The sequence below is a fragment of the Mycobacterium sp. genome (assembly GCF_032161845.1).
GTDB lineage: Bacteria > Actinomycetota > Actinomycetes > Mycobacteriales > Mycobacteriaceae > Mycobacterium.
Window position 1 is genome coordinate 1 of sequence record NZ_JAVRQA010000301.1, and the last position, 11,392, is coordinate 11,392.

10 protein-coding genes, 1 pseudogene and 1 riboswitch are annotated in these 11,392 nt (G+C 67.3%); of the genes and pseudogenes, 7 read left to right on the plus strand and 4 right to left on the minus strand.

Annotation, left to right across the window (positions count from 1 at the left end):
- Window positions 1–1,673: alpha/beta hydrolase (locus QOD90_RS16465; protein WP_526351551.1), on the plus strand; the 1,673-nt coding region annotated here is incomplete at its 5' end.
- A 79-nt stretch (window positions 1,674–1,752) separates the two neighbouring features.
- Window positions 1,753–2,514 carry an SDR family oxidoreductase gene (locus tag QOD90_RS16470; protein ID WP_526351553.1) on the plus strand — a complete coding sequence of 254 codons (762 nt, stop codon included), beginning with the start codon at window positions 1,753–1,755 and terminating at the stop codon, window positions 2,512–2,514.
- 13 nt (window positions 2,515–2,527) lie between these two features.
- Here the strand turns inward: QOD90_RS16470 and QOD90_RS16475 are convergent, their stop codons facing one another.
- Window positions 2,528–2,800, minus strand: coding sequence for a hypothetical protein (locus QOD90_RS16475; RefSeq protein ID WP_526351555.1), 273 nt, complete (start codon window positions 2,798–2,800; stop codon window positions 2,528–2,530).
- Window positions 2,801–3,048: 248 nt separating this feature from the next.
- Window positions 3,049–3,153: riboswitch (glycine riboswitch) on the plus strand.
- 65 nt (window positions 3,154–3,218) lie between these two features.
- Between QOD90_RS16475 and QOD90_RS16480 the strand changes: the two genes are divergently transcribed.
- Window positions 3,219–4,604, plus strand: a complete 1,386-nt coding sequence (locus tag QOD90_RS16480) for an L-serine ammonia-lyase (RefSeq protein WP_526351557.1) — start codon at window positions 3,219–3,221, stop codon at window positions 4,602–4,604.
- Window positions 4,605–4,614: 10 nt separating this feature from the next.
- Here QOD90_RS16480 and QOD90_RS16485 read toward each other — a convergent pair whose 3' ends face one another.
- Both QOD90_RS16485 and QOD90_RS16490 read right to left on the minus strand, forming a co-directional pair.
- Window positions 4,615–5,511: a CE1 family esterase gene (locus QOD90_RS16485; protein WP_526351559.1), complete on the minus strand. Its 897-nt coding sequence runs from the start codon at window positions 5,509–5,511 to the stop codon at window positions 4,615–4,617.
- Window positions 5,512–5,553: 42 nt separating this feature from the next.
- The gene (locus tag QOD90_RS16490) at window positions 5,554–6,138 is read right to left on the minus strand and encodes a TetR/AcrR family transcriptional regulator (protein ID WP_526351561.1); all 585 of its coding nucleotides are present in this window, start codon (window positions 6,136–6,138) and stop codon (window positions 5,554–5,556) included.
- An 82-nt stretch (window positions 6,139–6,220) separates the two neighbouring features.
- Between QOD90_RS16490 and QOD90_RS16495 the strand changes: the two genes are divergently transcribed.
- From QOD90_RS16495 to QOD90_RS16510, 4 genes are all read left to right on the plus strand, one after another.
- On the plus strand, window positions 6,221–6,619 hold the full coding sequence (locus QOD90_RS16495; RefSeq protein WP_526351563.1) for a VOC family protein: 399 nt from the start codon (window positions 6,221–6,223) through the stop codon (window positions 6,617–6,619).
- A 243-nt stretch (window positions 6,620–6,862) separates the two neighbouring features.
- Window positions 6,863–9,052 (plus strand): alkaline phosphatase family protein, encoded by a 2,190-nt coding sequence (locus QOD90_RS16500; RefSeq protein ID WP_526351565.1) that lies wholly within the window; start codon window positions 6,863–6,865, stop codon window positions 9,050–9,052.
- Window positions 9,053–9,081: 29 nt separating this feature from the next.
- Window positions 9,082–10,236 carry an LLM class flavin-dependent oxidoreductase gene (locus tag QOD90_RS16505; RefSeq protein ID WP_526351567.1) on the plus strand — a complete coding sequence of 385 codons (1,155 nt, stop codon included), beginning with the start codon at window positions 9,082–9,084 and terminating at the stop codon, window positions 10,234–10,236.
- 81 nt (window positions 10,237–10,317) lie between these two features.
- The gene (locus QOD90_RS16510) at window positions 10,318–11,001 is read left to right on the plus strand and encodes an alpha/beta hydrolase (RefSeq protein ID WP_526351569.1); all 684 of its coding nucleotides are present in this window, start codon (window positions 10,318–10,320) and stop codon (window positions 10,999–11,001) included.
- On the opposite strand, the pseudogene QOD90_RS16515 reads toward QOD90_RS16510, so the two are convergent.
- Window positions 10,948–11,178 (minus strand): annotated as a pseudogene (locus tag QOD90_RS16515) (amino acid permease); the annotation flags it as partial. The gene QOD90_RS16510 and the pseudogene QOD90_RS16515 sit on opposite strands and share 54 nt — an antisense overlap.
- Between the last annotated feature and the right edge of the window lie 214 nt (window positions 11,179–11,392).

Below are 11,392 nucleotides of genomic sequence, written 5' to 3' on the forward strand. Positions count from 1 at the left end.
GCATGGATTCGACGCGAACGTCAGGGGTTTGGGTGGAACAGCTATCGGTGTGGGCGGGGGCGGGACTCGTCACCGCCGGAGTGTCGGCGGCACTGCTCGCGGGCGCAGGCGTGGCAGGAGCGGAAACCGGCACCGGTGCGGAGTCCGCGAACTCCTCGTCGTCGGATTCGACGGGATCGGACGCACCCAAGCCAGGGCCGAAGACCACCCCCGACAAGCCGGACGCAGACAAGCCCGACACCGACAAGCCGGACCCGGACACGACGGAGCCGGACACGACGGAGCCGGACCCCGCGGACGCCAAGAAGGACGGGGTCAAGAACAACGACGACCACACCTCTAAACGAGGTACGCAGGCAGGCAGCGCCCCGCGAAGGAAACAGCCGGTCCCCGGCACCGCCACACCCGAGCCGGCACGCGTCGCCAAGCAATCCGATCCGGTCGCGAAGAACGTCGTCACCGAAGTCGTTTCCGCGAAGTCCGAGGCCACCCCTAGCCTCGTCAGGGCCACCACCGAGGCGCCAACGACACCCGCTCCGCCCTCGGTCCTCGGCGTCATCCAGGCCGTCGTCAGCGCCGTCGTGGTCAACGTGGGATCGCTCGTCTTCAACACCGTGCAGGCGATCGAAGCATTGGTCACCGGTCCGCCGGTGTTGCCACCGGCGAGCACTGTCACCGTCCGAAGTTCGACGATCCTCCTCGGCAACGGACAGCGGGTCGCGGCCAACTGGTACTACCCCGAGGGCACCGACGTCCCCGAGCACATGATCCTGCTGCAGCACGGCTTTCTGGCGCTGGGCCCGATGTACAGCTACACCGCCGCAAACCTCGCCGCGAAGACGCAGAGCATCGTCGTGACCCCGACATTGTCGTCGAATCCCTTTGCAGGCGACGCCAACTGGCTCGGCGGCACCGAGATGTCGGCAGCAATCGGCGACCTCTTCGAGGGGAATCGCGAGGCACTCACCCAAAGCGCAATCGACGCCGGCTTTGCCGCCAGATATGGGTTGGAAGCCGTACTGCCCCGGAAGTTCGCGTTGTCGGGCCACTCGCTGGGCGCCAACCTGGTGTCGGGCGCGGCGGGCCACCTCGCCGACGACTGCACGGTCGCCACTTGCGCCGCCGCGGATCTCGTCGGGGTGATCTTGCTCGACGGAGTCCCGTTCGCGGACACCCTGCCCAACGCCTTGACCGCGTTGAACGCCAAGGAGGCGCTGACCGGATTCATCCCGGTCCGCGAGATCGGTGCCCCCGTGAATCTCTACAACTCGACGAGCAACGTCAACGAAGCCCTGACCGCTGGCCGGCCCGACCGCTACAAGGGCGTCGTGCTGGACGGCGGAGTGCACTCGGATTCCATGCAGGGTGGCAACCCCCTCATCCAGTTCGCGCTGTACGTGGCCGCGGGCTTCCCCCAACCGCAGAACCCGCCGGCCGTCGACGAGTTGTCCGTGCAGTGGTTCAACGAGTGGTTCGCGGGCGACACCGACGAAGGCGACGACTTCGTCGCAGGCACGACCATCGACATTCCCACTCCGCGGGGCACGGCGCACGGCGTCGTGATCGGCAACGCGCCAGAAGTACGGCTGTTGCGAGGACCGGTCACCATCGAGCCGACGACACCTTCGACGATTCCGCAGGCGAATCCGAAGTTGGCCACGCTGGCCGCCTAAGGCGGGCCAACTTAGGCGATCCTTTGTCGACGCTCTAGGGTGAGAACGTCATTACCGTGCTCGCCGAAGGTGGTTTCCAGTGAGTGGTCAACACGCCGATGCCGAAGGGTTGCGGCTGCTGGTGGTCGGGGCGTCGTCCGGGATCGGCCATGCGGTGGCCATCAGCGCGGGCGAGCGCGGTGCCAAGGTGGCCGTTGCCGCAAGGCGGATGGACCTGCTGACCAAACTGGCCGACGACATCGGCGGCTCGGCGTTCGAGCTCGACGTCGAGGACACGGGGGCCATCAAGCGCGTCGTCGACGCCGCCGCCACCGCGCTGGGCGGGCTCGATGCCGTCGTCTTCACCAGTACCGTCGTGCCGTTCGCCCACATCGAGGACACCGACGTCGCCACGTGGGTGCACGCGTTCAGCGTCAACACCCTCGGCGCCAACAACGTCCTGCGGGCTGCGTTGGCGCACCTCTCGGAGAACGGTGTCGTGCTGGTCGCCTCGAGCAACGACGTCGGCCGCCCGCGTGCAGGCGTGGCCGCCTACGACGCCAGCAAGGCCGCCCTCGACGAGATCCTGCGGTCGTGGCGCAGCGAGCACCCCGAGCTGTCCATCATCAGAGTCGGCATGGGGCCCACCCAGGACACCGAGATTCTCCGCGGGGCCGACCGCGACCTACTGGGCCAGCTGTTCCAATCGTGGGTGGAGCACGGTCAGCTTCCGGCTCAGATGTCGGCGCTCAGCGATGTCGCCAACACCTTGGTATCGCTGATCACTGTGTCTCGCGAGAATCCGACCGTCGTCCCTGAGGTCGTTCAGCTGGCGCCCCGGATCATCAAGACCGCCGACTGACCCGCGCGCCGCGTCAGAAGCAGGGGTCCGAACCGGGCGTGTAGTACGGCACCCCGGACGGGGTGTAGCAGGGCGGCTGACCGCTGGCTTCCTGCGTGGCCCAATCGTCGTCGTTCGCCAACGCGACTCCCACCGCCACGTCGCCGACGATGTGCGTACATCCACCCACCGCGACGTGGCGACCACCGACGCCGCCGCATATCTCGGCGTTGGACGCCGGCGCGATGGCCACCGCCACCACCACCGTCGCACCAGCCGTCAAAAGCGTTGCTAGCAATTTCCTCATCGGCCAACTCCCCTTGCTGAAACGGTGATCGTCAGTCAAGGCAGACGCTATCCGCGCCGAGCGTGGCCCAACGGAGATTCCCACCATTCGTCGCACCGAGGCCCAATCGCGAGTAGGTTACTGGCACAGCACGTCAGTTAGACCACAACTCAATACGCTGTCGACGCGCGGCGGGAGATCCCCGGATCACGGGGTGCCGTAGGAGCAACATCCTCCCCAGGAATCTCTCAGGCCCAATACCGCCGCACCGAGGCAACTCTGGAGAAAGCGCGGCGAACTCGCGCTTACCGAAGGTGAATGGCACGCCTCTTGGCGTCGCCGAAACTCTCAGGTCTCAGGACAGAGCGGGGAGGTGACTCGTCCCGTCATCCGCCGACTAGAGGTTCGCCGTGTGTATTCAATTGTTCAGCCCGACGTCATGACCATCAGCGTCTTCGATCTGTTCTCGATCGGCATCGGCCCATCGAGTTCGCACACCGTCGGTCCAATGCGCGCCGCGGCGCGCTTCGCCGACGAGCTCATCCAACGTCGCCAACTCGACGCGACGGCCACCGTGCGGGTGGACCTCTTCGGCTCGTTGGCCGCCACCGGGTCCGGCCACGGCACGATGGACGCGATACTGCTTGGGCTCGAAGGATTTCAGCCCGAGACCATCGACACAGACGGAAAAGAACGTCGGCTCCGGACCATCCGGGAAGAGCAGCGGATTCTGTTCGGCGGCCGGCGGCCCATCGTCCTCACCGAGGACACGATGGTGCTGCGTCCCTTGACCGTTCACCCACGGCATGCCAACGCGATGACGCTCACCGCGACCGACGAGCACGGCGCCGAACTGTTCACTCAGACCTACTTCTCGGTGGGCGGCGGATTCATCGTCACCGCGGACGACGACGACCGTGGCGGGCCCGAAACCGTTGACGTCCCCTTGGCATTCGCAAGCTCAGCAGAGCTACTGCAAATCGCAGACACGCACGACCTGTCGATCAGCGAGATCATGCTCGCCAACGAATGCGCCACCCGGACCGAAAGCGACGTCCGCGCAGGGCTTTTGCACATCCACGACGTCATGCTGCAGTGCCAGCGAAAGGGCATTGAACGCACCGGTCACCTGCCGGGCATGCTCGAGGTACGCAGGCGCGCACACGACTGGCACGAACGCCTCGTCCAGGACGATCCCGACCGTGACGTCGCTTTCGCCGAGGATTGGGTCAACCTCGTCGCGCTCGCGGTCAACGAGGAGAACGCCTCGGGCGGGCGCGTCGTCACCGCGCCGACCAACGGTGCGGCCGGAATCATCCCCGCCGTCCTCCACTATGCACTGCACTACACACCGCGGGGTCGGCAGGATTCCGACGACGTCGTCGTGCGGTTCCTGCTTACCGCGGGTGCCATTGGATCGCTGTTCAAACAACGCGCGTCCATCTCGGGCGCCGAGGTCGGCTGCCAAGGAGAAGTAGGGTCCGCAGCGGCGATGGCGGCGGCCGCGCTGGCCGAAATCCTCGGCGGCACACCGCAACAGGTCGAGAATGCCGCCGAGATTGCCATGGAGCACAGCCTCGGGCTCACCTGCGATCCGATCGCGGGCCTGGTGCAGATCCCGTGCATCGAGCGCAACGCCATCTCCGCGGGAAAGGCGATCAACGCCGCACGAATGGCTTTGCGCGGCGACGGCGTGCACCGGGTCAGCCTCGATCAGGTCATCGAGACGATGCGTTCCACCGGCCTCGACATGAACTCGAAGTACAAGGAGACCTCGACGGGTGGACTGGCGATCAACGTCCCGGTGAACCTCGTCGAGTGCTGAACGGCGCGCGTCACCTGCCGTGCGCGGCGAAGAACTGGGCGCTGGCCAACGACGCGTCGGTCGCCGTCGTGGTCAGCCCGGCATCGGGCAGGGCGAAGTTCCCGGTGGGCCAGGTGTGACCGCCGCCGTTGACCTGGAGCAGGACGACGGCGGTGCCGTCTGCGCATCCGACTGCGGTGACACGGTGCACCGACGTGCCGTCACCGGCACTCGGCAGGTCGTCCTCGATCGGCGCACCCGCGCATCGGTCGATGCCGCGCCATCGGGCTGCCATTTCCGGCGCGGAGAGGATGTTGCTGGCTCCCCCGCGGCCCAGCATGCCGCCGCCACCAAAGGGCACCACGGGATCCGCGGTTCCGTTGAAGGCCAGGACCGACACCGGCCGCGACGGGGCGCACGGGACACCCGATCCCAGGGTGCCTGCCACCGGCGCGATGGCCGCGACGACGTCGGCGCGATCGCACGCCAACCGCGTCGCCATGAAGGCTCCGGCCGACATTCCTGTGGCGAAGACACGGCCAGGGGGGATGCCGTAGTCGCGGACGAGTCGATCGATGAGTGCGGTCAGGAAGCCGACGTCGTCGACGCCCTGGCGGTCGGGTGTCGAGGCCCCGCGCCCGTCGGCCCAGCTCTGGTCGATGCCATCGGGATAGGCGACGACGAAGCCGAGCGCGTCGGCGGCCCAGTCGTAGTGCGTGATCGCGGCCTGCGCGCCACCGTCGGCGCCCGCGCCATGCAGATTGATCACCAGTCCCGACGGATGATCGTTGCCGGCGGGCGCGTGCACCAGGTAGGTGCGTTGCAGGCCCCCGAACGTCAGCGCCTGAGCCGACGCGGTGGCCGCGGGCCACAGGAGGAAGGAGGCGACGACGGTCACCACGACCGACAAACGAGCGAAGACGTTCACGATCGGTCAGTATTCGCACAGAAGCTTGACAGCGGGTGAACTTCAGACACCTTGCCGGATTTCGTCACCGAATCCGCCGAGCACGCTACGGACGAGGGCGACGATGAACTGCTCGTCGACCGGCTCGCGCGCAAACCACCGGCGGTAGTACAACGGGCCCATCAGCGCCGCGGTCACGAAAGACCGGTCGGTGCTCGCCGGGATGTCGCCGCGCTCAGCCGCGCGGTCGAGGACCTGACCCAACGGCGCCGCGTGGCCGCGCTGGATCGTGGCGTGGACGCCCGCAAACTCCGGATCGCGCTCGGCGACGTCGACGAGCGACGGCACCACCGAGGACCATCGAGCCGTGAAGAGCAGTTCGCCGATGTTGACGAGCATGGCGACCAGGTCCGCTTCGAGTGAGCCGGTGTCGGGGATGTCCTGTTCGGCGCTGATGCGCGCGGCCGCCTCCAGTACCAGCGCCTCGCGAGTCGGCCAGTGTCGATAAATGGTCGTCTTGGCCACGCCGGACCGACGGGCCACCTCGTCAACCGTGAACCCGATGACCCCGCTCTCACTGAGAAGCTCGAAGGCCGTCCCGAGCACACGATCGCGCGACCTCTGGATCCGACCGTCGATGGGCGTCATCCCCAGATCTTGTCACAACGCTACGCTACGGTAGCGTAGCGCTTCGGCGACTCGCGCCGTTCCCGCAGAAGGGACAGTCATCATGAACCTCGTTTCGATCCGAATCATCACCGACGACCTGGAGAAATTGGTGGGGTTCTACGAGCGAATCACCGGCGTCGCGGCCGTGCGGTACCCCCCGGTCTTCGCCGAACTTCGGCTGGACACCTTTACGCTGGCGATCGGACACAGCCAGACCACGAAACTGTTCGGCGAGGATTCCGCGCGGGCCGCCGAAAATCGCAGTGTCATCATCGAGTTCAAGGTCGACGACGTCGACAGCGAGTACCTACGGCTCGCCGCCATGGTTGACGAGTGGGTGCAGCGGCCAACCACCATGCCGTGGGGGAACCGGTCGATCCTGTTCCGCGACCCCGATGGCAACCTCGTCAACTTCTTCACCCCGGTGACCGATGTCGCCGAAGCCGCCACTCAGAGGTGATGCGCGAACCTACTATTTTGACGACCGCATTGATGCGGCTCCTGTGAGTGGGGGGAAGTCGCCATGGGTCGAGCGAGGTACGTCGGTCGCGTCGGCGCCTTGGCCGTCGCGATGGGGCTGGGTTTCGCAGTAGCGACCACACCGGGGATCGCATGCGCATCCCCGTCGGATTCGATTTCAGAGCCCCAACCCGCAGGCGGTGCCCCCGCAGCCGCGTCACCGCCTGCGAATACTGCGCCCTCTGTGTCGTCGCCCAGCACCGAGTCCACGGACCCGAACCCCACCACGGGAGGCGACGGCACGTTCCGACCCACCGAGGGGGTGCCCTCGTCGGACTCCGCCGGTCCGTCGTCGGCGACCGTCGTCGTGAACGACGACGGGCCCGTCGTGACCGTCAGCAGTTCCGGCGGCGCGCACACTTCGACAGACACCAAGGACGCCGACGTCGACTCTGCGCCCGTTCTGAAGACGGTGAAACACGGTACGGCTGCGCCACTCGATGCGGCCACGCCGTCGGTGAGTGCGCCGACTCGAGCTGCTGCGGCCGACGACACCAACCCGCCCGCCACGACCGTCACGACCGCCCGGTCGATCCGTCCCGACGTGCAGCGGGTCGCGGCACTCAGCCCTGCCGCGCCCCCGACGGCGGTGATCCCGGCCCCGCCGCCGAGTCTTGACGAGATCCTGGAGGAGCCACACACCTTTCTGGTGAGTGCGGTCGCGGGCCTGGCCGGCGCGGTGTTCAACGTGTTTCTGGCGCCCCTCGGGCCGGGCTCGCCGCTCCAGTCGCCGATGCTCTGGACGATCCTCGCGTTCGTGCGCGACGAATTCGAGCGGATCCTGGTGCCTCAGGCGACACCCGGAAACGTGTCGTCGAGCCTCGCCCAAAGTCCCAACCTGCTGGTGAACCCCGGTGCCGAAGCCGGGGACCCGTCGCTGTCGGGTTACGCCGCAGTTTCCGTCCCTGGCTGGGTGCTGACCGGCACGCCGACGGTCATCCAGTACGGCACCCAGCGCCGTTTCCCGGTACCGACCCCGACCCCCGGCCCCGTGTTGCCGAGCTTCCTGGCGTTCCCCCGCAGTGACGGCCCCATTCCGACCCCCGCGGAGGGCGTGCAGTTCTTCGGCGGCGGTCCGGTCGCCGACTCGAGCCTCACCCAGCGTGTCGACCTCGGCGCCTCGAGCACATTGATCGACGCCGGCGACGGCGTCTTCAACCTCGGCGGCGACCTCGGCGGCTTCTTCATCGACCCGTCACGGACCAACGTGAGCGTCGACTTCCTCGACACCAACGGGGTCGTGCTGGGGACCGGCGCGCTCAGGTCCGTCACGGCATGGGACCGCTTGTTCACGACCGGTTTCATCCACCGCCAGACGACGGGTGCGATCCCGGCTGGCACCCGCAGCGCTCGGGTCGTGGTGGCCTTCGACGACCGCAACCCGGTGCTGGGCAATTACAACAACGCCTACGCCGACAATCTGTCGTTCACCGTCAACGACACCAGCCTGACCCCTGCGCCACTCGCGCCGCCGGTATCGCACGTGGGCCAGCTCGACCACGTCTTCATGGTCTATCTGGAGAACAAGGGCGTCGGCCAGATCGTCGGCAGCCCCAACGCGCCGTACCTCAACCTGCTGCTCGAGCACTACGGCTATGCGTCCAACTACTACGGCGTCACCCATCCCAGCGACCCGAACTACTACCCGATCATCGGCGGGTCGGACTTCGGGTTCAACTACAACTGCCCGTCGAACTGCTTCCCGGTGGGCACCCCCAACCTCGCCGACAGCATCGAGGCGGCGCACCTGCGGTGGGCCGGGTACGCCGAGGGTGGCGGTGGCTACACCTCGCCCACCGACCGGCTTCCGTTCCTGGCCTTCAGCGACATCTACGGCAACCCCGATCGGGTGGCGACCCACCTGTTCGACATCTCGGCGCTCGAGCACGGCCTCGCCGACCCCAACACCGCCCCCAACTTCGTGTGGTTCGCCGCGGACGACGAGACGAACATGGAGGGCCCCACCGACTTTCCGTTCGGCATCCTCAACTGGGTGCTGGGCTTCCTCAACCCCGCTCATCAATACAACGTCAAGGCGGGCGACGACTGGCTCCAAGGCCCACTGACCACGATCTTCAACTCCCCCACCTGGCAGGACCCAGGAGAGCGGAGCGTGGTCTTCGTGACGTTCGACGAGGACTACAACAACATCACGACGGGCGTCGGCAACGAGGGCAACCACATCGTCACGATCGGCATCCCGTCGCCCGGAGCCGTTGGCACCGCTGCCGGTGAGATGCGCTCCGGCGCGTTCGTTGCCGCGGACCACTACAACCACTACAGCCTGCAGCGGACCATCGAACTCGCGCTGGGCCTCGGTCCGCTCACCAACAACGACCGGTACGCCCAGCCGATGAACGAATTCTGGGTGTGAGCCGAATCGGGCCGCGCCATGATGGCCGCATGCGCTTCGGAAACTTCATGGCTCCGTTTCACCCGGTCGGACAAAATCCGACGCTGGCGATCGAGCGGGACCTCGACCTGATCGTGGCGATGGACCGCCTGGGTTTCGCCGAGGCGTGGGTCGGGGAGCACCACTCCGCAGGGTTCGAAATCATCGCCTCGCCCGAGGTGTTCATCGGCGTCGCCGCCGAGCGAACCAAGCACATCAAGCTCGGCACCGGCGTCAGCTCGCTGCCGTATCACCATCCCCTGATGCTGGCCGATCGCATGGTGCTGCTCGACCACCTCACCCGCGGCCGCGTGATGCTGGGATGTGGGCCCGGCCAGTTGACGTCCGATGCGCACATGCTCGGCATCCCTGCCGACGAACAGCGACCGCGGATGGAACAGAGCCTCGATGCGATCATGCGGTTGCTGCGCGGCGAGACCGTCACCATGCACACCGACGGCTTCACCCTGCAGGATGCGCGTCTGCAGCTAAAGCCGTACAGCGAGCCATGTTTCGACGTCGCGGTCGCCGCGTCCTTCTCCCCAACCGGACCTCGTGGCGCGGGTAGGCACGGCGTCGGCATGCTCTCGATCGCCGCCACCGCCAGGCAGGGCATGGATCTGCTTGCCCAACACTGGAAGACGTGGGAGGACGTCGCACTTGAGCACGGCCACGTCGCCGACCGTTCGAAGTGGCGCCTCGTCGGCCCGATGCACCTGGCCGAGACCCGTGAGCAGGCCGAGCGCGACGTCGAGCACGGAATCGTCGCGTTCTCCCGCTACTTCAAGCATCTGCTTCCCGCGGGCCCGGTGCAGGGCGACACCACCGCGGAGATCATCGCGAACAACCACGCGTCCGGCTTCGCGGTCATCGGCACACCCGACGACGCGGTGGCCAAGATCGAGGAGTTGATCGAGGCGAGCGACGGTGGCTTCGGGGCGTTCCTGCTCTTCGATCACGACTGGGCGCCGCCCGCCGCGAAACTGCACAGCTACGAACTCTTCGCCGAGCACGTCATGCCGCACTTCACCGGGCAACTCGCCGGACCGGCCGCCTCAAGCGACTGGGTGCTCAGCAGCGGAACCGAATTCATGGACCGGGCCGCGCACGCCATCGGTAAGGCGATCGAGGATCACGCTGCCGAGCAGGCGGCCAAGCAGACCTGAACAACGGGTTTACCCGTGCCGCCCGGCTGGACCGACGCGTCCCGAAGGCGTCGAATGCCGCGTGTGGGGAATGCCACGTGGATGGAGACCGCTGAGTACGCGCCGGGACGCCTCGTCGACCTGTACGGAGATCCCTCGGACCCGACCGTCCTGCTGTGGCATGGCATGCAGACCGATTCGCGTGGTGCGGTCGTCCTGCTCGCCGAGGCGATCGCGGTCCACCGCCTCTTCGTCGTCGCTCCGGATTGGAACTCCCACGCTCCCGACGCCGGACGCTCGGACCTGTTCTCGTCGGTCGACTTCGCGCGCCAACACTGCACCGATTCAGAACGTCTGATCGTGGTCGGCTGGTCGATGGGGGGCCTGGCGGCGGCGGGACTGACCCTGCACGCGGAGGAACTCGGCGGCGTGATCGGCCAAACGGTCTGCCTGGCCGGCGCGTTCACGGCCACCGATCCCATCTCCGGCAGACGTCTGTTCGACGACGCCACGGGCCACGGCGAGGGCAGAGCGTCCACCCCCTTCACGCTCCTGCACGGACTGCACGACGACGTCGTACCGCTCACGGCGAGTATGACTTTCGCGGCGAGCCTCGAACGCGCCGGGTGGCCCGTCGAGGTGATCGAGCTCGACGCCGACCACGGGTCGATCGCCGGCGCTCGCTACGACGCATCCGCCGACCGCTATGCGCCCGCCGAGGACGAGCAGACGCTAGCCGTCGTCCACGACGTCGCGGCCCGGATCGCCGCCGTGGGCCGCCGCTGACGCCGAGCGTCGGGTCGACATTCGCGCCAGCGCGTACAGCACCGCACCCACCGCCAGCAGGATTGCACCGAAGAGCCACACCTTGGCGTCCTGCCGAGTCAGCAGCAGAATGCAGGACCCGACACCCAGCACCGGCACGGCCGTCCAGACTCGAAAATGGCTGTGCGCGAGCGTGTCCGCCGGTTCGGCAGGACGCGGGTCAGCACGGCGCGGGCGCGCGGGAACCGTTCGATGTCGGGCTCGCGGTAGATGCGCTTGACGTTCGGATGCCCCGCCCAGCCCCGTTTCAAGCGCTACCCGACGGCGGCATCCTGATCGCCGAGACGTAGATCTCGAGGACCGGCCGATAGAGGTCGACGCCGTCGATCTCGCTGGCGAGAATCACGCCATC